A 21,664-nucleotide genomic window follows, 5' to 3' on the forward strand; every position below is an offset into this window, starting at 1 on the left:
CCTTGTTTCAGGGGATGCGACCGCCGAGCTTCCACAGGGCGTCCACCACTTCGCATGGCGCGATTGCCTCTCCCCACCGACGTGATGCCGCTCGTTGGCGGGGCGCGCATCGTCCGGTGCGCGCGCACCCCTTCATCCCTCCTCCCATCAGTCGCGACCTCATCTCCCTCACCATCCCCGTCGAGCGCGCCATTCTGGTTGGCGCGCCGCGCAAGGGGACGCAGGCCCGTCACCACGTCGACGAGCATCTCGAGGAACTCGAACGCCTGGCCGACACGGCGGGGGCGCAAGTCATCGGGACGCTGACGCAGCAGCTCGATCGCCCGCATCCGGGAACCTACCTGGGGAAGGGGAAGATCGAGGAGCTCAAGGAGCGCGTGGCCAACGAGGATGCCACGCTCGTCATCTTCGACGATGAGCTTTCACCGGCGCAGGGGAAGAACATCGAGGACCTGATCGGAAAGCGTGTGATGGACCGCGCCGAGCTGATCCTCGACATCTTCGCCACGCGGGCGCGTACGCGCGAGGCGAAGATGCAGGTCGAGTTGGCGCAGCTGAACTACCTGCTGCCGCGCCTCACGCGGATGTGGACGCACCTCGAGAAGTTCCGCGGCGGGATCGGGATGCGAGGCCCGGGCGAAACGCAGCTCGAAACCGACCGTCGCCTCATTGGCCACCGCATCCGCATCCTGAAGGAGCGGCTCGCCGAGGTGCAGCGCACCCGTGAGGTGCAACGCCACGGGCGACGCGGCGAGTTCCGCGCTGCGCTGGTGGGCTACACCAACGCGGGAAAGTCGTCGATCCTGCGCGCGATGTCGGGGAGCCAGGACATCTTCGTCGAGGATCGTCTGTTTGCCACGCTCGACCCGTTGTCGCGAGAAGTCGACCTGGGGGAAGGGCAGCGTATCGTCCTCACCGACACCGTGGGCTTCATCCGCAAGCTTCCGCACCACCTCATCGCGTCGTTTCGCGCCACGCTCGAGGAGTTGCACGAGGCCGACCTGCTGCTGCACATCATCGATGCGTCGCACGGCTCGTGGGAGGAGCAGCGCGAGGTGGTGGACGAGGTCATCGCCGAGCTCGGCGCGCGCGAGACGCCAATGCTCTACGTCTTCAACAAGAGCGACAACCTCTCACCGGGCGAACTCGATGGGCTGGGGACGCGGGTGCGGCAGCTCTTCCCCAATTCGGTCGTCGTTTCCAGCGTCGCGCCCGGCGGATTGGAGCCGTTGCGCGAGGCGCTGCGCGAGCGCGTTCGCCGGTTCAAGCCCGTTGTCGAACTACGGTTGGGACACGGCGACGGGAAGCTCCTCGCCGAACTGCATCGTTCGGGTGAGGTCGTGACCCAGCGCCACACCGACGAGGGGCTCTTTGTCCAGGTGCGCCTCGACGAGGCTACGCTGGGGCGTGTGCTCCGGGCCGGTGCGTCGGTGGTGGAAGCGGGGACGACCGCCGCCGTCAAGGCGTGATCGCGCCATCCAGCTTCGAAGCTTGGCGATCCGCTTCGCCGGCGCGCGCCGAGCGAGCCGGCGCCGTGTCCCGCGCTTAGTTTTCCAGCATGCCACGAGCACTCATCACCGGAATCACCGGACAGGACGGGTCGTACCTCGCGGAACTCCTGCTCGCGAAGGGCTACGATGTGCACGGCCTGGTGCGGCGCGCCTCCACGTTCAACCGTGGGCGCATCGACCATATCGCCGTGGGCCCGTCGCACACCAACGGGCAGTTGCATCTGCACTACGGCGACATGGCCGACGGGTCATCGATGCGGCGCATCGTCGAGGCCACCACGCCCGACGAGGTCTACAACCTGGCCGCGCAGTCGCACGTGCGGGTCTCGTTCGACCAGCCCGAGTACACGGCCGATATCGTGGCGACCGGGACGTTGCGCCTGCTGGAGGCGGTGCGCGAGCACATCGATCGCACCCGGCGGCACGTGAAGTTCTACCAGGCCGGCTCGTCGGAGATGTTTGGCGCCACGCCGCCGCCGCAGGGCGAGTCGACGCCGTTCCATCCGCGCTCGCCGTACGCGGTGAGCAAGCTGGCCGCGCACTGGTACTCGGTGAACCATCGTGAGGCCTTCGGGATGTTCTGCTGCAACGGGATCCTCTTCAATCACGAGTCGCCGCGCCGCGGCGAGTCGTTCGTGACGCGGAAGATCTCGATGGCCGTGGCGCGCATCGCCATGGGGACGCAGCAGAAGCTGGCGCTGGGCAACCTGGACGCGCGGCGCGACTGGGGCTTTGCCGGTGACTACGTGGACGCCATGTGGCGCATGCTCCAGCAGCCGTGGCCGGACGACTACGTGGTCGCCACCGGCGAGTCGCACTCGGTGCGTGAGTTCGTGGAGAAGGCGTTCGGGCACGTGAACCTGGACTGGCAGCGCCACGTGACGCTCGACGAGCGTTACCTGCGTCCGTCGGAGGTGGACCACCTGCACGGCGACGCGTCGAAGGCGCGCGAGAAGCTGGGGTGGAGCCCCAAGGTCTCCTTCGACGAATTGGTGACGATGATGGTCGACTCGGACCTCAAGCTCGCCGAACGCGAGGCGCGCGCCGGCCAGTAGTCAGCCGTATCCCGGGGCGTGGCCGGTAAGAGACTCGCGAGGGGTCGCCCCGACGCCCCGACGGCGAACTGGCCTCGTACGCTCGTCGCTCCTCCCGAAGCCGCCGGGAAACACGAACGCCCCTCGAACACGAGGGGCGTTGGCGTGTGACGGCGTCAAGAAGTGGTCGCACAGGGACTTGAACCCCGGACCTCTGGTATGTGAGACCAGCGCTCTAACCAGCTGAGCTATGCGACCGGTACCCGTCGGCGGCCGTGACCAGCGCCGCGCGAGGGATCGGTACGATAACGGGTCCGGCAGGAGGGTGGTAGTAGGGTCCTGGCTTTCGCGAGGTGCTGAACTCGGCGCGCCGGGCGGGCGGCCGCGCCGGAAGGCGAGCACACGAGGCTCGATACACGCACCGCCGCCCGGTTCGCGGACGGCGGTGCAATGGCGCGCGAGGCGCGGGATGGGCCCTCTGGGGCTCGAACCCAGGACCGACGGATTATGAGTCCGCTGCTCTAACCAGCTGAGCTAAGGGCCCGCGCCTGCAACGATACTCGCCAAACGGCGGCGCGGGTAGCCGGCGCGGGGGACAGCGAGCGCAGGCGGCGCCAGGCGCGGCTTACGACTCGCCAGCGTGAAGGTCGTACGCCTCGATGATCTCCTCCGGGGTGACCGTCGCGGCGCCGAGTTTTCCCACCTCGACGCCGGCGGCGAAGTTGGCGACCACGGCGGCTTCCATCGGCGTGGCGCCGGCGGCCAGCGCGGTTGCCAGGTACGCCGTGACGGTGTCGCCCGCGCCCACCACGTCGTACACCTCGCGTGCGGTGGTCGGGATGCGTTGCACCTGGCCGTCCGGGGAAACCAGCGCCATCCCGCGTTCGCCCAGCGTGAGGAGGAGGTGGCGGGCCCCCAGGCGCTCCAGCGTGTCGGGAAGGGCGCCCGCGTCGTCGAGGTGCACGGCCGCGCCTAACGCCGACTCCAGCTCCCGCCGGTTTGGCTTGAAGATGGTCGCCCCGCGATAGGCGAAGAAGTTGCGGAACTTGGGATCGACCACGATCGGGATCTCGCGCGCCAGCGCGCGGGCGATGGCGTGCCGGATCACCTCGGGGACCAGCACTCCCTTGTTGTAGTCCTCCAGCACCAGCGCGTCGGCGGTCGCCAGCACGCGGTCCAGCGCCGCCAGAACGCGCGACACCTCGTCGCCTGCCAGGTCGCCGTCGTCCTCCTCGTCGAACCGCACCACCTGCTGCGCGCGGGCCACCAATCGCGTCTTGGTCGTCGTGGGGCGCCGTACGGCGATCAGCGCGGAATCGTCGGAGCCGATCTCGAGCAGCATGCGGCGCAGGCGCTCGCCTCCCTCGTCGCTCCCGATCGCCGCCACCAGCGTCCCGGTGGCACGAGCCGCGGCCACGTTCTGCGCAACGTTCGCCGCCCCGCCAAGTGCATGCTTGCGCTCGCGCACCCGCACCACCGGAACCGGCGCCTCGGGTGAGATGCGATCGACGTCGCCGCGCAGGTACACATCGAGCATGGCGTCGCCAACGATCGCCACGCGCCGACCTGGGATGCGCCCCAGTAGCTCCACCAGCCGAGTGCGGGACAGGTGAGAGGCGGGCGATGAGACGGCGGGGGTGCCGCGCGGCGTGTGGCCGGCCAATTCGCGAGAGGAGGTCATGGCGGGGGAAGCTAGGAGGGCATATCGGGAAGGGTCAACGATCCCCATCCGGTGCAGTGCGCCGATTATCTTCCGCACCACCTCCCGCCACCGGCTCGCCCGGTGTCCCTCCCATGCGCGATCGGATGCATTCCTACCAACTCGATGTCGTCGTGTCTCGCGGCTCCGCGATCGAGTCGCGGCACCGGGTGCACGCCGCTGTCTGGGATGCTTCGGCGGGACTCATCGGGAGCGCGCGCGATCCGTTCCTCGTCTCACCGTGGCGCTCGTGCGCCAAGCCGTTCCAGGTCCTCCCCTTCCTCGAGACGGGCGGCTTTGACGAGTTGGTCTGGGGCGACGACGAGCTGGCGCTCGCCTGCGCGTCGCACGGCGGCGAGCCGGAACATGTGGTGGTCGCCCGCCGCATGCTGGAGTCGATCGGCATGGAGGAAGGGGACCTGGCGTGCGGGCCGCATGAACCGCTGTCGCGGCGCGGCGCGCGCATCGCGCGCGAGGCCGGGCACGCCCCCGGACGCCTGCACAACAACTGCTCGGGGAAGCACGCGGCCATGCTCGCCCGCGCCCACGTGTCCGGATGGTCGACGCACGGCTACGAGCGCGATGGGCACCCTGTCCAGGCGTCGGTGCTCGAGTGCGTCGCGCGGTGGACCGGTGTCCCTTCCGACAAGATCGACCGCGCGGTGGACGGCTGCGGCGTTGTAGTCTTCGGGCTCCCGTTGGCCAACATGGCGCGCTCGTACGCGATGCTCGCTACCAGCGCCACGCGCGGCGACGAGCTTCCCTCGCGGATCGCACGGGCCATTCGCACGCGCCCCATGCTCTTTGGCGGTTCCGACCGCTTCGACAGCATGCTGGTGGAGGAGACCTCGGGGCGCGTGATTGCCAAGATCGGCGCCGAGGGAATCCACACCGCGGCGCTGCTCGAACAGGGGGTGGGGATGGTGGTGAAGGTCGAGGATGGCGCCACGCGCGCGCAGTATCCGGCGCTGCTCAAGCTGCTCCAGCTGCACGGCGCCCTCCCCGACACGCTCCCGCCGCGCCTGCAGGAGTTCGCGCGCACCAAGGTGAAGAACACGCGCAGCGAGGTGGTGGGCGAGGTGCGCGTCGTCGACGGATGAGGGACGGGCAAAGATGCCGCGCGCGATGATGTCACCTCGATGATGCCACCGCGATGATGCAACCGGATGGTACCGAGCGGAACGAAATGATGACGGGGGAGGCGCTCCCCCTGCCTACGATTCCGGGACTCGATGCAACACACGTCGCGCTCGTGCGGCTGGCGGCGGCCGTTGCGGCGGGGGGCGAACCGGCGGTGCGCGCTGCGTTGGCCCACGCGCATTCCGTGGTTCCCGCGGAGTGGGTCGAGGAGGTGATCCTGCAGTCGTACCTCTTTGCCGGCTTCCCGCGTACGCTCAACGCGGCACGCGAGTGGCGGCGGCTGTCGGGACGCGTCGCACCCGCCTCCGACGACGGCGAGCGCTTCGCCGATGCGGCGGCGTGGCACGCAGCGGGGGAGGCGACGTGTCGCGTCGTCTATGGTGCGACGTACGAGCGGTTGCGTCACAACATTCGTGCACTGCACCCGGCGCTGGATGCGTGGATGATCGTGGAAGGGTACGGAAAGGTCCTCTCGCGTCCGCAGCTCGACCTGCGGCGCCGCGAGCTGTGCATCGTGGCGGCGTGTGCCGCGGCGGGGCAGGACCGCCAGCTGCACGCCCATCTCCGCGGGGCGCTCAACGCGGGGGCCCCCGCTGGTGAAGTGGCGGGGGTGCTCGCCGCGGTCACCGACTTCATGGCGCCGGAGAATCCGGCGCGCTACCGCCTGCTCCTCGAACGCGTGGTGCACCAGGATGTTCATTGATCTCGTCGTCGTGAAGGTGGCCGCAGGGACCGGTGGGTCGGGGTGTGTCTCGTTCCGGCGCGAGAAGTTCTATCCCATGGGGGGGCCCGACGGCGGCGACGGCGGGCGCGGGGGCGACATCATCGTGAAGGCCGATCGTAACCTCGCCACGCTCCTCGACTACACCTACCGCGACCAGTGGACGGCGGAGCGCGGGCAGCACGGCATGGGGAGCAACAAGACCGGACGCTCGGCCGACGACCTCATCCTCCCTGTCCCCCCGGGGACGACGATTCGCGACCACGACAGCGGCGCCTATCTCGGCGAAGTCCTCGAGCACGACCAGCAACTCGTCGTTGCCAAGGGTGGGCGCGGGGGGAAGGGAAACACCTTCTTCGCCACCAGCACCCATCAGTCGCCGCGCGAATGGCAGCCGGGGGAGGAGGGCGAGGCGCGCACGCTGGAGCTGGAGCTCAAGCTCATTGCCGATGTGGGGCTGGTGGGGAAGCCTAACGCCGGGAAGTCGATGCTTCTCTCCGTCATCTCCGCGGCACGCCCCAAGATCGCCGACTATCCCTTCACGACGCTCCAGCCCAACCTGGGCGTCGTGGCGCTCAGTGACCACCGCACCTTTGTGGTTGCCGACATTCCGGGAATCATCGAAGGGGCGCACGAGGGGCGCGGGCTCGGGCTCCAGTTTCTCCGCCACATCGAGCGCACGCGACTCCTCGCCTTCCTCATTCCGATGGACGCCGAGGACTGGCAGGGGGAATACGACCAGCTTCGGCACGAGATCGAGCAGTACTCGGCGGAACTCGCCGGCAAGCCGCACTGCGTGATCTTCACCAAGCACGACTTGCTGGGGGAGGCATACATCCCGGAGATCCAGGCGCCGACTGCCTTCGGGCTCTTCTCCATCAGCGCGGCGGCGCGTCAAGGGCTCGATGCGCTCAAGGCCGCGTGGTGGACGCAGCTGCTGGAGATGCGCAAGGCGAGCGAGCGGCGCCCGGTGCGTGCAGGGGATGCGGCTGACGGTGACGACGTCGACCACTGACGGGGGCGCCGGGAGCGTTCGCGTTCAGCGGCGGGCGCCGGTCTTTTCCGCAGCCATCACGCCCGACGAGCGCATCGCGGCCATTGCGCTCACCGGTATTCGCGGACTCGGCGCCGCGCGCATCTCCATTCAGTTCCGCGGCAGGGAGCGGGAGGAGGGCGAGGGGCCGGGAACGGTGGGTGCTGCCGCCGGTGGCTCGGCGGACGCGCCCGACTCGGCGGGTGGCGCGCTACACGTGACGAACGGCGCCGACGATCGGCCTGTTGCAGCTGCCGGTGGCCTCGCGGACACGCCAGCGGCGTCGCCCACACCGTCGCCCACGCCGTCGGCCGTCCTTCGCGCCCTGGTCCCCGACGCTGCCGAGCGCGCGAGTCTGGTGGGGCGCGTGCAACGGCTCCTCGAGTCGTGCGAGGGGCGCGGCATTCGCATCGTCTCCTTCGTCGACCCGGCGTATCCGCCGTCGCTCTTCCACCTGGAGAGCCCGCCACCGCTCCTCTACACGTTAGGCGACCTGTCGATGACCGCCCGCCCCGCGGTGGCCATCGTCGGGTCGCGCCACGCCACGTCGTACGGCCTGCGCGTGGCCCGCGGCTTCGCGGCGCGTCTTGCCGAGCACGGGGTCTGCGTGGTCAGCGGGCTCGCGGCCGGTGTCGACGCCGCGTCGCACCTGGGGGCGCTCGATGCACGCGGCGCCACGATCGCGGTGCAGGGGACGGGGGTCGACGTCGCATATCCGCGCGCGCACGCGGCGCTGCACGCGCGCATTGCGCGCGACGGGCTGGTCCTCTCCGAACTCCCGCCGGGAAGGGGAGCGCACAAGGGCGCCTTCCCCAACCGCAACCGGATCATTGCCGCGCTGGCCGACGTCGTGCTCGTTGTCGAAGCGGGGCTCCCGTCGGGAGCGCTGGTCACCGCCGAGCGAGGGGACCAGATCAACCGCCCGGTGGGGGCCGTTCCCGGTCCCATCGATTCACCCATGTCGAGAGGTACCAACCAGCTCATTCGCGACGGCAAGCACTGCATCGCCTCGTTCGACGACCTCATGGCGTTGCTGGCGCTGTCGCCACGCGTGCTGTCGCAGGGGCTGCGCCTCACGCCGGTGCGCGGCGCGGCCTCGGCACCTGCGGGCGAGGGCGGCACCTCGCCAGGCGCAACCGCCGACGGCGGCGTGACGTCGGCATCGGGAACGCCGGGTTCCGTCGCGACCGGCTGGTCCGGCGATCCGGGCTCGCCGGAGGGGCGGCTGCTGGAGGTCCTCGCGCACGGCCCGCAAGGGAGCGATGACCTGGTGCGCGCCTGTGCGATGGCCCCGCGCGAGGTGGCCACGGCGCTCGCCACGCTGTCGCTGGTTGGACTCGTCGAGGTCGATGCCGTCGGCATGGTCCAGCGACTGGACCGGTCGCTGGAGTGGCGCGCGGGCGCAGCGCGATGAGCGACCGCGCGAGCCACCGCGCGAGCGAGCACGCGAGCGACGCGTCGACCGTAGCGGGTCGCGACGCGGCGCTGGCATCGCACAGTTTGTCAGGGCGCCTGCAAACGCCGGACGGCATTTCGTATCGCCACGTGTACGTGCACGTCCCGTTCTGCGCGCGCCGCTGCTCGTATTGCGACTTTTCGATCGCCGTGCGGCGCGTGGTCCCGGTCGATGACTTCGTTGCCGCGCTGGCGCACGAACTGCGCGCGCGCTTCGGTGCACCGAACGACGCCGGTGCAACGCTTCCCGCGTTGGACACGCTCTATCTCGGCGGCGGCACCCCCTCACGGCTGGGGGGCGAAGGGGTAGCGCGCGTGATCGCGCTCGTCACGCGTCATGCGGCGCTCGCGCCGGGCGCCGAAGTCACCGTGGAAGCCAATCCCGAAGATGTAACCCCGGCCGCCGTGGCGTCGTGGAGGGAGGCCGGCGTGAATCGCGTCTCACTCGGCGTGCAGAGCTTCGACGCTTCGGTCCTGGCGTGGATGCACCGCACGCACGACGTCGCCGCGGTCCACGCCGCGGCGCGAACGCTGGCGGAGCAGGGGATCACGAACTGGTCGCTCGACCTGATCTACGCCCTCCCACGTGAACTGGCGCGGGACTGGGGGAAGGACCTCGACCAGGCCATCGCGCTTCGACCGGCGCACATTTCCGCGTACGGGCTCACGGTGGAGCAGGGGACACCGCTCTCGCGATGGCGTGCGCGCGGCGGGGTGCATGACGCGAGCGAGGAGCGCTACGAAGCGGACTTTCTCCTCGCGCACCAACTATTGGCGGCGGCGGGCTACCTGCACTACGAGGTGTCGAACTGGGGGGCGCCCGGGCTGGAGTCGCGTCACAACTCGTCGTATTGGCGGGGCGTCCCGTATCTCGGGCTCGGGCCGGCGGCGCACGGATTCGACGGCGACACGCGCCGATGGAACGTGCGCGACTTCGTCCCCTGGCGCACGACGGCAATGGTGCAGCGCGACCCCATTGGCGGCTCGGAGACCCTCACGGCGGAGCAACGGGCGCTGGAGGAGGTGTACGTTGGCCTGCGGACGCTGCAGGGAGTGCCGATGCTGGAAGGCGACGAACCGCTGGTGTCGCGCTGGATCGCGGAGGGGTGGGGGGAGCTGCGTGAGCAACGGTTGGTGCTGACGCCGCACGGTTGGCTTCGCCTCGATGCCATTGTCGCTGCCTTGACTGAGCATCGAAGTCGTTACTAGGTTTGGACTTATGGCGTCACCCGAGTTGTCGGACCGCGAACGGCGCGTCCTCGAGGCGGTCATTCAGAGCTACGTCGAAACGGCGGAGCCTGCCGGGTCACGCACCATCTCCAAGCGGTTCGGCCTCGGCGTTTCGCCGGCCACCATTCGCAACACCATGAGTGACCTGGAGGAGAAGGGGTACCTCTACCATCCCCACACCTCCGCAGGGCGCATTCCCACCGACATCGCCTATCGGCTGTACGTCGACTCGCTGATGCATGCGCAATCAGTTTCGCGCGCCGAGGCCGATCGCATCTCCGAGCACCTGTCGCACGGCGGGGCGTCGGCCATCGAGGCGATCCTGCGCAAGGCGGCGCAGTCGCTGTCGATCGTGACGCAGGAACTCGGGGTGGCGCTCGGCCCGAAGCTCGACAACGCCGTGCTGCAACGGCTGGAGCTCATCCGCGTCTCCAACGAGCGGCTCCTTCTCGTCCTGACGCTGGGCGGCGGCGCGATGCGGACGATCTTCGTGGAGGTGGATTCGCAGATCGCCGAGTCGGCGGTGGCCGAGGTGATGCTCGTCCTCAACGAGCGACTGGCGGGGCTGTCGCTGCGCACGATACGCGCGACGTTAGGCGAGCGGCTGCGCGACTCTGGCGGGCGTGCGGGCGTGCACGAGCTGCTCAACGTCTTCGTGCAGGAAGGGGAGACGCTGTTCGACGTCCCGGCGGCGGGTGATGACGAAGGGGTGGTGCTCGGGCAGGCGTCGGTGCTTGCCGAGCAGCCGGAGTTCAGCAGTGGGGCGGGAATGCGCCGATTGCTGGCGCTCACGGAGACGCGGGCGCAGCTGGGGCAGCTGTTGCGCGGACGTTCGGCGTCGCCGGGGATCTCGATCACGATCGGGAACGAACATGGCGATCCGCGGCTCGAGAGTTTCACGATCGTGACGGCGGAGTACCGGGTGGGGGCGCTCAACGGCGTGATCGGGGTGATAGGCCCGACGCGCATGCCGTACGACAAGGTCATTGCGCTGGTGCGGCACACGTCGCTCCTCGTCTCCGACATTCTTCATTAAGGCAGCCGACGGATTCATGGCCGATTTCTACACGACGCTTGGCGTCGCGCGTGGTGCGTCCGACGACGAGGTCAAGCAGGCTTACCGACGGTTGGCCACCAAGTGGCATCCCGACCGCAATGGCGGTTCGAAGGAGGCGGAGGAGAAGTTCAAGGAGATCACCGAGGCGTACGACGTGCTGCGCGACGCCGACAAGCGCGCGGCATACGACCGGTACGGCGAGGCCGGGTTGCGTGGCGCGGCGGGTGGTGGGGGCTACCACCACGTGGACCTGAGCGAAGCGCTGAACATCTTCATGAAGGATTTCGGCGCATTTTCAGGTTTGGGCGACTTCTTCCAGCAGGGGGGGCGGCCTCGCGGGGGGGCGCGCACCGGCCAGGACGTCAAGATCACCGTCGAGCTTACACTGGCCGAGGTGGCGTCGGGCGTGACGAAGACGTTCACCGTGAAGCTCCTCGATGCGTGCGACAAGTGCGCCGGGAGCGGTGCCGAGCCCGGGACCAAGCCGCAGACGTGCCACACGTGCGCCGGCTCGGGCGAGGTGCGCCGGGCACAGCGCTCCTTCTTTGGTCAGTTTGTCTCGGTGGTCCCGTGCCCGATGTGCTCGGGCGAGGGGGTCGTGATCACGGCGCCCTGCAAGAAGTGCAAGGGCGAGGGGCGGGTGCGCGGGGAGCACACCATTCCGGTGCAGATCCCGGCGGGTGTGTCGTCGGGGCAGTACATGACGTTGCGCGGGCTGGGGAATGCGGGGCCGCGCGGCGGCGGGCGCGGCGACGTGCTCGTCGTCTTCGAGGTGGTGGACGACCCGCGCTTCGAGCGTGACGGTGAGGACCTGTACACCGAGGTGCTGGTGTCGTACCCGCAGTTGGTGCTGGGGGCCGATGTCGACGTGCCGACGGTGACGGCGACGATGTCGGTGCGCATCCCGGCGGGGACGCAGAGCGGGCACGTGCTGCACCTGCGCGGGCGCGGGCTGCCGCGCGTGAACTCGTCAGGCGTGGGTGACCTGCACGTGCGCGTGCAGCTGTGGACGCCCGATGGCGTGTCGCGCGAGGAGGAGGAGCTGCTCAAGCGGCTCCAGCAGCTGCAAGGCGCGCCGCCCGAGCAGGGGCGCGCCAAGGGCTTCTGGACCAAGATGAAGGAAGCGTTAGGCGCGTGACCTGGACCTCGTTGCGGGTCCGCGCGCCGGGTCAACTGGAGGCGGCGTCTTCGGCGCTGTTCGCGGCCGGGGCGCAAGGCGTGCACGAGGACGGGGCAACGCTGGTCACGCACTTCCCCCCCGAGGCCGACGTCGCCGCGGTCATCCGACAGGTGCAAGCCGCCGTCCCCGGCGCCACCTGCGAGACCTCGGCCACCGAGCCGGTCGACTGGTCGGTGCACTGGCGCGACAAGCTCCACGCGCAGCAGGTGGGCAGGCTCGTCATCGCTCCCACATGGCTCGCCGACCAGTACGACGCGGCGACCACGGTGGTGATCGATCCGGGGATGGCGTTCGGCACCGGCGACCACGCGACCACGCGCGGCGCCGCGCGCCTCATGCAGGAGCTGGTGCACCCCGGGCTCGTCGTCGCCGACCTGGGCGCGGGGAGTGCCGTGCTCTCGATCGTCGCCGCCCGGCTCGGCGCGTCGCGCGTTTTCGCCATCGAGTACGACGCGGATGCCATTCCCAACGCCGAGGACAACGTCAGGCGCAACGACGTGGAAGCGGTCGTGCATGTGTTCGAGGGCGACGCGACCGTCTTCCTCCCGCTCATCGCCCCCGTCGACGTGATCGTGGCCAACATCATCTCGTCGGTGCTGGTCGAGCTGCTCCCCGCCATGCGGTCGGCGCTGCGCCCGGGCGGGCACGCGGTGCTGGCGGGGATCCTCGTCGAGGAGAAGGAGTTCATGCTCGAGGCGCTGCACTCCGATGGTTGGCGCCTGGTGAACGAGATCGTGGAGGAGGCCTGGTGGAGCATCTCGATCGCCCGGGCGTAGCGACCTTCTACGTCCCCGACGAGCCGTTCGCCGTCGGCGTCTCCGCGTCGTTAGGCGATGGGGTGCTGCACCATGTGCGGGTGCGGCGGCTGGGGATCGGCTCGCGCGTCGCGATGCTCGATGGGGCGGGGAACCGCGCCGAGGGAACGCTCGTCCGCATCACCAGGACGGCGGCAACGGTCGAAGTGGAACGCGTGGATCACGTGCCGCCGCTGCCGCCGGTGCACCTGCTGGTGCCCATCGCCGATCGCGACCGCATGTTGTGGCTGGCGGAGAAGTGCGCCGAGCTCGGCGCCACGAGCTGGCGCCCGGTGCTCTACCGCCGCTCGCGCAGCGTGAAGCCGCGCGGCGAGGGACCCACCTTTGCGGGAAAGCTCCGGGCGCGCATGGCGGCGGCGCTGGAACAGTGCGGTGGGGCGTGGCTTCCAGCGATGTACCCCGAGGCGTCGCTCTCCCGCGCCCTGGGGGCGCTCCCGAGCGGTTCGCGCTTCGTGCTGGACGCCGCCGGGAGTGCCATGCTCGGTCATCGCGTCACGCCGCCGGTTACGGTGGCCGTGGGGCCCGAGGGTGGCCTGGAGGACGAGGAACTCGAGGAGTTCGACGCTGCCGGCTTTGAGCGCGCTGCGCTGGGCGGACACGTGCTCCGTTTCGAGACGGCGGCGCTCGCCGGATTGGCTGTCGCGCGCAGCGCCATCCAGGCAGGTGCGCTCACCACTGCACCTGTCCCCGCATCCACGGTGCGTTTCGCGCACGACACATCCCACCAACCGGCGGTCCGAGCCGCCACCGAGGCGACACGTGGCGACTGATTGCCTGTTCTGCAGGATCGCGAGTGGCGAGATTCCGGCAACGAAGGTGGCCGAGAACGATCACTGCATCGCCTTTCGCGACATCTCGCCCAAGGCGCCGACGCACATCCTCGTGATTCCGCGCGAGCACGTCCCCTCCCTCAACCAGGTGGATTCGGCGACGCTGGCCGGCGAGGTCCTGTTGATGGCGGCGCGCGTGGCGCGGGATGAAGGGATCGCCGAGTCGGGTTACCGTGTGACGCTCAACACCAACGGCGACGGCGGCCAGACGGTCTTTCACCTGCACGCGCACGTGATGGGCGGGCGCGCGATGCACTGGCCCCCCGGATGATCGTCGAGCGCACCACATCTCACGAGGCGGATTTGCATGTCAACGCTCCTTGAACGCGTCCAGTCGGAACTCACCGCGGCCCGCAAGGCGCAGGACAAGGCGCTCACGCTCCTCATTGGCACGCTGCTCTCGGAGATGAAGAACCGCGAGCTCGAGCTCAGGCGCGCGGTAACCGACGACGACGCGATCGAGGTGGTGCGACGCGCGATCAAGAAGCGCCGCGAGTCGATCGAGATGTATGAGAGGGGCGGTCGCCCGGAGCTCGCGGCGAAGGAGGCGGCAGAGGTTGTGATGCTCGAGCGTTATCTTCCGGCGCAGGTCGATCCGGACGAGATTCGCGCCGCCGTACGCACGGCGATCGCGAGCGGGGCGGCGAATGTGGGCGCGGTCATGGGCAAGGTCATGGCGGCCTTCAAGGGGCGTGCCGAGGGAGGGACGATCAGCGCGATTGCCCGCGAGGAGCTGGCCGCACTCGGCTGAGCGACGCCTCGCGCCGGCGTTTCGCCGCGCGCCTGCTGGCGCCCCGTCCGGGGACGCCCCATTCGGAGTGATTCGGAGATGAACGCGCACGCCCTCGCCGTCCTGCAGTTCGACAAGGTCCTCGACGTCGTGGCCGGCTTTGCCTCGTCGTCGGCCGGGGGGGCGCGCGTGCGTGCACTCGTTCCCGAATCGACACTCGAACGCTCGGAGCGGGAGTTGCTTCGCGTGGCGGCGATGCGGGCCATCGTCACGTGCGAGGAAGGGTGGGCGCCATTGCCGATTCCCGACGTGGAGCGTGCGCTGGCGCGACTTCGCATCGAGGGGACGCGCCTCGACGGGCGCGAGTTGCAGCAGGCGGGGGTGCTGTTGCGCTCGTCGCGCCTCACGGCCGATGCGCTCCGTTCGCCCCGTCGTCCGGCCGTCGCGCTGTCTGTCCTGGCGCCGCTGCGCGAGCGGCTGCACGCCAATCGCAAGCAGGAGGAGGAGATCGAGCGCGCGCTCGACGTCGATGGCTCGGTGCGCGACGACGCGTCGCCGGCGCTGCGGCGCCTGCGGCGCGAGCTGCGGAGCGCGCAGGGCGAGCTGGTGTCGCTGCTCGAGCGCATCATGCATCGCCTCGAGGGGCACCATCAGGTGCCCGATGCCTCGGTCACGGTGCGCAACGGGCGCTTCGTGATCCCGGTGCGGCGCGAGGGGCGCGGGGCGGTGGGGGGCATCGTGCACGACACCTCGGGGACGGGGGCCACGGTCTTCGTGGAGCCGCCAGCCGCCATCGAGGCATGCAACCGCATTCGCGAGTTGGAGTCGGAGGAGCAGCGCGAGGTGGACCGGATCCTCCTGGCGCTCAGCGACGGCATCCGTCCCGACCAGCCGCTCATGCGGGACTCGCTCGAGGCGCTGGTCATCCTCGACGCACTCTCCGCCCGGGCTCGTTATGCGGTGGCCGCGACATGCGGACAATCGCGCTTGCGCCCGGCGGGGACCGGGTTCCGCATCCTCGACGGGCGCCACCCGCTCCTCCTCGCGCAGGGCGTCCCGGTCGTCCCGTTCTCCCTCGAGATGGACGCGGCCGAGAAGACGCTCCTCATCTCCGGCCCCAACACGGGGGGGAAGACGGTCCTGCTCAAGGCGCTCGGCCTGATGTCGCTCATGCTCCAGGCGGGGATCCCGGCCCCGGTCGGTGACGAGAGCGAGGTGGCGATCTTCGACGACGTCTTTGCCGACATCGGCGACGAGCAGTCGATCGAGGCGTCGCTCTCCACGTTTAGTGCCCACCTCCGCAACCTGGGGGAGATCCTGCGCTCGGCGACACACCAGTCGCTCGTCCTCATCGACGAGCTGGGGTCGGGGACCGATCCCCTCGAGGGCGCGGCGTTAGGCGGCGCCATCCTCGAGGCGCTCACCACCCGCGGGGCAATGACGGTGGCCACGACGCACCTGGGGGCGCTCAAGGAGCTGGCGACCGAGGTGGGCGGGGTTGTGAATGCCTCGCTGCAGTTCGACGCCGTGGCGCTGGCCCCGACGTACCACCTCATCAAGGGAATCCCCGGGCGCTCCTACGGCCTCAGCATCGCCCGCCGGTTGCAGCTCCCGGACGACGTCCTCGCGCGCGCCGAGGAACGCATTCCCCAGGTGGAGCGCGACGTCAACGCGCTGCTGCAGAGCCTCGAGGCGCGCGACACGCAGCTCGCCGAGCGCGAGCGCGACGTGGCGGCGTCGCTCGCCAATGCGCAGGAGCGGGCACACCGCCTGGCCGAGCGAGAGAAGGCAGTGCGGGAGCGCGAGCGCACCCTGGAGCGCGAGTCGCGACAGGAAGCGCGGAAGTACCTGCTCGAGGCACGCAGCACCATCGAGAAGACCATCCGCGACCTGCGGAAGCGCAAGGACGACGCGGCGCTCGACGAAGCGGCGCGCACGGCGCGACAGCAGGTGGAGCAACTCGCCACGAAGCAGGGCGACCGTATCGAGCAGCTCGAGCGCGAGGCGACCAACCGGCAGCGACGCACCCCGCGCGCGCGCGACGAGGCGCCCCTTGCGGCTGGCGACTACGTGCAGGTGCTCCCGCTGGATGGCAAGGTGGCGCGCGTCCTCGAGCTGCGACCCACCGACGTCCTCGTCGCCCTCGGCTCCATGAAGCTTGCCTACCCGCGCGACCTGGTGCGCCGCGCCGCCCCGGAGCAGCGTCCCGCCGCGACGGCGGTGGCCTTTACCGGCGACCTCCCCGAAGAACATGTCCCCACGGAGGTCGACCTGCGCGGCCAGCGGATGTACGATATCGACGACATGCTCCTCACCGCGCTCGACGCCGCCATCAGGGCCGACCTCCGCTCCATGCGCATCATCCACGGCAAGGGGACGGGAGCGCTGCGCGACCGCGTGGCCGAGATGCTGCGCAAGGACACGCGCGTGAAGTCGTTCCGCCTCGGGCTGTGGAACGAAGGCGGCGCCGGCGTCACCATCGCCGAGCTGTGACCATCGTGCTGGCCGGGGCGTACCACCGCATGCGTCGGCATCAGGGGCGCGCGTGATTCCCGACGAGGAAGTCGAGCGCGTCCGCGAGGCCGCCGACATCGTGGCCATCATTGGCGAATACGTCCCGCTCAAGGGGCGCGGCGGCAACTTTCGCGGCCCGTGCCCCTTTCATCAGGGCGTCAACCGCAACTTCTCGGTCACCACCACCAAGGGAAAGTTCTACCACTGCTTCGTGTGCAAGGAGTCGGGCGACGTCTTCTCGTTCCTGCAGAAGCGGCTTGGAGTCGACTGGCCCACGGCGGTGCGCATGGTCGCCGAGAAGAGCGGGATCGAGCTGCACGAGACGCGCAGCCGGCGCGAGGGCCCCGACCCGCGCGAGCCGCTGTGGGAGGCAAATGCCGCGGCGCAGCAGTACTTCCAGCGCATCCTGTGGGAAGACGACCTGGGGGCACCGGCGCGCGACTATCTCGCGTCGCGCGAGGTGAGACGCGCCGTGGCCGATCGCTTCGGCCTGGGCTTCGCCCCCCGCGAGATCGGGCTCATGCGCGCCTACCTCAACTCGATCGGGATCGACGACGCGCGACTTCTCGAGGCGGGACTCCTGGTGAAGCGGGACGAGACGGAGGAACCGCGCCCGCGCTTTCGCAGCCGCCTCATCTTCCCCATCCACGACGTGAGCGGGCGCATTGCCGGTTTTGGCGGGCGGCTCATTGGCCCGGGGGAGCCCAAGTACCTCAACTCCGCCGAGTCGACGATCTACTCCAAGGGGCGATTGCTGTATCACCTGCACCAGGCGCGCAACGCGATCCGCAAGGCCGACCGCGCCATCGTGGTCGAGGGGTACTTCGACGCGTTGCGCCTGGCGGCGGCCGGGATCGAGTCGGTGGTCGCGCCGTTAGGCACGGCGCTCACCAGCGAGCAGGCGCAGCTCCTCACGCGCTACTCGCGGAACATCTACCTCCTCTACGACTCCGACCAGGCGGGGCTCAAGGCCACCTTCCGCGCCGGCGACGAGCTGCTGGCCGAGGGCGCGACCGTGCGCGTGGTCTCGCTCCCCGACGGCGACGACCCCGACACCTTCGTGCAGCATCGCGGCGGCGACGCGCTGGAGCGGCAGCTCAAGGACGCCATCGACGTCTTCGAGCGGAAGATCCAGCTCCTCGATCGCGCCGGCTGGTTCGCCGACCTCACGCGGCGCCGCTCGGCCGTCGACCGGCTCCTCCCCACCATCCGCGCCACGCGCGACCCGGTGATGCGCGACCTCTACCTCGCCCGTGCCAGCGAGGTCTCGCACGTGGGGCGCGACGTGCTGCAGCGCGAGGTGGAGGAGGGGGCCGCCGCCGCGCTCGACGTTAGGCGAGGCGGGGGCCGCGGCGGCACGCGCGACCCGCGCGCGCCGCTCGCGCCACGCTCGCGCTCGGACGACGACGGGCCGCCGCCGCTGGAGGACGGCGACTACGGTCAACGCGAGTGGTCACCGGAGTCGGGGCAGCCGCGCGGCTTCGAGCGCGGCGGCGAGCGTGCGGGAGGCGGATCGTCGTCGGGCGGGTCGTTCAAGGGACGCGGGAGGTTCAGGCGCCCCTTCCAGTCGCGCGACGACGTGCCGCGTGAACCGCCGCCGCGCCCCGTGCGCGGACGGGTCGTTGCCGTTGGCGCGGAGCGCTACCTCATCACCGCGATGCTCCGGTCGGCCGCGGCAATGGAGCGCATCCTCGAACGGCTCGGCAGCGACTCGTTTCGAGAACCGCGACTGCGGATGATCTTCGAAGCATTGCGCGACATTGGGTCGAATGAGCACGTTGACCAGGTGGCGGAACGCCTGCCACCCGAAGCGGTCGCGCTCATGGATGAGCTGGTGGCCGAGCCGGACGCGATCCAGAACCTCGATCGCACGGTGGAGGATTCGCTGGCGCGCCTCGAGGAGCGCCGGCTGCAGGAACGGAACCGCGAGATCGATCGCCTCATCTCGCTCGCGACCGATGAGGAGAAGACGGCACTGATCACGGAGAAGCGGGAGAATGCGCGCCAGATCGTCGAGCTGGCCGCGCTCCGCTCCAGCAGCTAGCCGAGTGCCATCGCGCCAGCGGACGCCGGCGCTCCGGCCGTCAGGTGCACGCACCGGCGCGCCGGTCGGGAGGGAGCGGGGTGGTAGTCGCACGACGTGAACGCACGCCCACGTGGCGTGGGGCGCCGGACGCCCCCGCGCCCGAGAACCCGGAGGACCTGTGCACGCGGAGCTGGTAGCGCTGTTGGAGTTGCAAGCGGACGACGATGTCGTCGAGGGAATCATGGCGCAGATCGACGGCATTGCCCCTCGACTGGCCGCACTCGATGCCGCCCGCGCCAAGGCGGCGCGGCAGGTCGAGATCACCCAGGCGCAACTGGGCGACGCCGAGCGCAAGCAGCGCGAGGTCGCGCACCTCGTCGCCGAGCACCGGCAACGCGTGGAACGCAACCAGCACCAGCTGGACCTGGTGAAGAACATGCGCGAGGCCACGGCGGCCACGCAGCAGGTGGAGTCGGGCAAGCGCATGCTGAGCGAGGGGGAGCAGGGGCTGCGCGACGCGGAGGAGATGGCGAACGGCATTCGCAACGCGCTCGACGCGCACCGCGCGATCCTCGAGGAGTTCGACGCCACCCAGGACGCCAAGCGCACCGCCATTCACGACGAGCGACAGGCGCTGGACGTGCAGCTGGCGGAGGCGCAGGGCAAGCGCGCGGCTGCCGCGGCCCGTGTGCCGGGCTCGATGCGCGGCATGTACGAGAAGATTCGCGCACGGCGCCGGTCGCAGGTGGTCTTCGCCGTGACGCATGGCGCCTGTGGCTCGTGCGACACGGCAATTCCCGTGCAGCGCCGCACGCAGATGGTGTCCAAGGGGACGCTGGAGCTGTGCGAGGGGTGCGGAATGCTCCTGTATGCAACGGAATGATCCGCACGTTGGCTGGACCGCGCGTACCGTGAGGCCATGACCGCCCCCGCTCCATCCTCACGCCCCGCCCCCCGCGACGCCGCCTCCGCGCCGGCGCGCGCGCGCATCGCGCCGCGATGGCACCACCCGCAGGCGCCCGACGCGACGCTGGTCCACACGCTGGAGGACGCCCTCAAGCTTCCGCCCATGGTGTGCGAACTGCTCGCGGCGCGTGGTTACGCCGATCCGGAAGACGCCAAGCGATTCCTGCGCCCGCGCCTCGAGCAGCTCCACCCGCCAGGCGCAATGCTGGGCATGGATGCGGCCGTCGATCGCCTGGCGCGGGCCATCCGCGGCGGTGAGGTGATCCTCGTCCACGGCGACTACGATGTCGACGGGATCTGTTCGACGACGATCATGGTGCGCGTCATTCGCCACCTGGGGGGGACGGCGGTCCCGTTTCTCCCGCACCGCATGACCGACGGCTACGACCTGGGCGACGCCGGGGTACGCGCGGCCATCGACGCGGGTGCGTCGGTCGTCCTTACCTGCGACTGCGGCACCAGCGCGCACGAGGCGATCGACCGCCTCACCGCGCGCGGCATCGACGTCATCGTCTCGGACCACCATCTCCCCAGCCGGCCGGTCCCCTCGTGCCTCGCGGTCCTCAACCCGCGCCAACCCGGCTGCGCCTACCCCGACAAGGACCTCTGCGCGGCGGGCGTGGCATTCAAGATCGCCATCGCCCTGCTGCAGGCCTTTGGGGCGAGCGAGCACGTGGCGTTGCACCTGCTGGACCTGGTGGCGCTGGCCACCATCGCCGACGTGGCCCCGCTGCGCGGTGAGAACCGGATCCTCGTCCGCTTCGGCCTCAAGCTCATGGCGGAATCGCGCCATCCCGGGCTGCAGGCACTCATGGACGCCGCCGGCCTCGATCGCCAGGCGCTCACCGCTGGGCGCGTCGGCTTCATCCTCGCGCCGCGCCTCAACGCCGCGGGGCGCATCGGGAACGCCATGCGCGGCGTGGAACTCCTCCTCACGCGCGACCAGGGGGAGGCGAACCGGATCGCACGCGAGCTCGAGGAGATGAATCGCGCCCGACAGGAACTCGACCGCGCCACCCTCGACGCCGCGCGCCGCATGGCCGACCGCCTCGACCTGGACGAGACGTGGGGGATCGTCCTCGGGGCCGAGGGATGGCACCCAGGCGTGATCGGCATCGTGGCGTCGCGCCTGGTCGAGGAGCTGGCGCGCCCGGTGATGATGGTGGCCTTCGAGAACGGGCTTGGCAAAGGATCCGGTCGGTCGATCAGCGCCTTCGACCTGCACGCCGGGCTCACGGCGTGCCAGGACCTCCTGGTACGCTACGGCGGGCATCGCGCCGCCGCCGGCATCACGATCCAGGGCGATCGGCTCGAGGCATTTTCCGCGCGGTTCAATGGCGTCGCGCGCGAGCGGTTGACCGCCGACGACCTCGTCCCGCGCGTGCGCGTGGACGTGGAGATCCCGCTGGATGCGGTGACGAGCGACCTGGAGGCGCTGCTGCGCCACTTCGAGCCGTTCGGCGTGGGAAACCCCGCGCCCGTCCTGTCGTCGCGTGGCGTGCGCCTGGCGACCGTGCCGCGCACGGTGGGGCAGGGGGGGCTCAAGTTGCAGCTGGCGCGCAGCGGAGGGATGCTCGAGGCAATCGGTTGGGGAATGGGCGACCTGGCGCGCGCCCTGTCGCCGCACGCCCCCATCGACGTCGCCTTCCGCCTCGAGCGCGACAGCTACGGCGGCACGTCGCGCCTCGTGGCGCGCCTGGCCGACGTGCGCGCCTAACGCCGC

18 protein-coding genes and 2 tRNA genes are annotated in these 21,664 nt (G+C 70.2%); 17 read left to right on the forward strand and 3 right to left on the reverse strand.

Annotated elements, in window-relative coordinates:
• Positions 1-14: 14 nt before the first annotated feature.
• Both hflX and gmd read left to right on the forward strand, forming a co-directional pair.
• A complete protein-coding gene (gene hflX, locus IT359_19270) occupies positions 15-1,469 on the forward strand; it encodes a GTPase HflX (protein ID MCC6931141.1) in 1,455 nt (484 codons plus the stop codon).
• 89 nt (positions 1,470-1,558) lie between these two features.
• Positions 1,559-2,566, forward strand: a complete 1,008-nt coding sequence (gmd, locus tag IT359_19275; GenBank protein ID MCC6931142.1) for a GDP-mannose 4,6-dehydratase — start codon at positions 1,559-1,561, stop codon at positions 2,564-2,566.
• A 163-nt stretch (positions 2,567-2,729) separates the two neighbouring features.
• Here the strand turns inward: gmd and IT359_19280 are convergent.
• The 3 genes from IT359_19280 to IT359_19290 form a co-directional block, all read right to left on the reverse strand.
• Positions 2,730-2,803, reverse strand: a tRNA-Val gene (locus tag IT359_19280).
• 212 nt (positions 2,804-3,015) lie between these two features.
• Positions 3,016-3,089, reverse strand: a tRNA-Ile gene (locus IT359_19285).
• Positions 3,090-3,170: 81 nt separating this feature from the next.
• Positions 3,171-4,226, reverse strand: a complete 1,056-nt coding sequence (locus tag IT359_19290) for a D-glycero-beta-D-manno-heptose-7-phosphate kinase (protein MCC6931143.1) — start codon at positions 4,224-4,226, stop codon at positions 3,171-3,173.
• A gap of 125 nt (positions 4,227-4,351) precedes the next feature.
• Between IT359_19290 and IT359_19295 the strand changes: the two genes are divergently transcribed.
• From IT359_19295 to recJ, 15 genes are all read left to right on the forward strand, one after another.
• Entirely contained in the window at positions 4,352-5,344 is a 993-nt protein-coding gene (locus IT359_19295; GenBank protein MCC6931144.1) for an asparaginase, read from the forward strand.
• 53 nt (positions 5,345-5,397) lie between these two features.
• Complete coding sequence (locus IT359_19300; GenBank protein MCC6931145.1) at positions 5,398-6,087, forward strand: carboxymuconolactone decarboxylase family protein; 690 nt, start codon at positions 5,398-5,400, stop codon at positions 6,085-6,087.
• Positions 6,077-7,120: a GTPase ObgE gene (obgE, locus tag IT359_19305; protein MCC6931146.1), complete on the forward strand. Its 1,044-nt coding sequence runs from the start codon at positions 6,077-6,079 to the stop codon at positions 7,118-7,120. Before IT359_19300 ends, obgE begins: the two co-directional genes overlap by 11 nt.
• A complete protein-coding gene (dprA, locus tag IT359_19310) occupies positions 7,101-8,552 on the forward strand; it encodes a DNA-protecting protein DprA (GenBank protein MCC6931147.1) in 1,452 nt (483 codons plus the stop codon). The genes obgE and dprA overlap by 20 nt, the downstream gene beginning before the upstream one ends.
• Complete coding sequence (hemW, locus tag IT359_19315; GenBank protein MCC6931148.1) at positions 8,549-9,802, forward strand: radical SAM family heme chaperone HemW; 1,254 nt, start codon at positions 8,549-8,551, stop codon at positions 9,800-9,802. The genes dprA and hemW overlap by 4 nt, the downstream gene beginning before the upstream one ends.
• 10 nt (positions 9,803-9,812) lie before the next feature.
• Positions 9,813-10,859, forward strand: coding sequence for a heat-inducible transcription repressor HrcA (hrcA, locus tag IT359_19320; GenBank protein MCC6931149.1), 1,047 nt, complete (start codon positions 9,813-9,815; stop codon positions 10,857-10,859).
• Positions 10,860-10,875: 16 nt separating this feature from the next.
• Positions 10,876-12,018: a molecular chaperone DnaJ gene (dnaJ, locus tag IT359_19325; protein ID MCC6931150.1), complete on the forward strand. Its 1,143-nt coding sequence runs from the start codon at positions 10,876-10,878 to the stop codon at positions 12,016-12,018.
• Positions 12,015-12,836, forward strand: a complete 822-nt coding sequence (locus IT359_19330) for a 50S ribosomal protein L11 methyltransferase (GenBank protein MCC6931151.1) — start codon at positions 12,015-12,017, stop codon at positions 12,834-12,836. The genes dnaJ and IT359_19330 overlap by 4 nt, the downstream gene beginning before the upstream one ends.
• Positions 12,809-13,645 (forward strand): RsmE family RNA methyltransferase, encoded by an 837-nt coding sequence (locus IT359_19335; protein MCC6931152.1) that lies wholly within the window; start codon positions 12,809-12,811, stop codon positions 13,643-13,645. Before IT359_19330 ends, IT359_19335 begins: the two co-directional genes overlap by 28 nt.
• Positions 13,635-13,976 carry a histidine triad nucleotide-binding protein gene (locus tag IT359_19340; GenBank protein ID MCC6931153.1) on the forward strand — a complete coding sequence of 114 codons (342 nt, stop codon included), beginning with the start codon at positions 13,635-13,637 and terminating at the stop codon, positions 13,974-13,976. The genes IT359_19335 and IT359_19340 overlap by 11 nt, the downstream gene beginning before the upstream one ends.
• Before the next feature lie 36 nt (positions 13,977-14,012).
• Positions 14,013-14,456, forward strand: a complete 444-nt coding sequence (locus tag IT359_19345) for a GatB/YqeY domain-containing protein (GenBank protein MCC6931154.1) — start codon at positions 14,013-14,015, stop codon at positions 14,454-14,456.
• A gap of 78 nt (positions 14,457-14,534) precedes the next feature.
• Positions 14,535-16,928, forward strand: coding sequence for an endonuclease MutS2 (locus tag IT359_19350; protein ID MCC6931155.1), 2,394 nt, complete (start codon positions 14,535-14,537; stop codon positions 16,926-16,928).
• A gap of 52 nt (positions 16,929-16,980) precedes the next feature.
• Entirely contained in the window at positions 16,981-18,993 is a 2,013-nt protein-coding gene (locus IT359_19355; protein MCC6931156.1) for a DNA primase, read from the forward strand.
• Positions 18,994-19,153: 160 nt separating this feature from the next.
• On the forward strand, positions 19,154-19,858 hold the full coding sequence (locus tag IT359_19360) for a hypothetical protein (protein ID MCC6931157.1): 705 nt from the start codon (positions 19,154-19,156) through the stop codon (positions 19,856-19,858).
• A gap of 36 nt (positions 19,859-19,894) precedes the next feature.
• Entirely contained in the window at positions 19,895-21,658 is a 1,764-nt protein-coding gene (recJ, locus tag IT359_19365; protein ID MCC6931158.1) for a single-stranded-DNA-specific exonuclease RecJ, read from the forward strand.
• Positions 21,659-21,664: the final 6 nt, after the last annotated feature.

This window comes from Gemmatimonadaceae bacterium, from assembly GCA_020852815.1.
GTDB lineage: Bacteria > Gemmatimonadota > Gemmatimonadetes > Gemmatimonadales > Gemmatimonadaceae > SCN-70-22.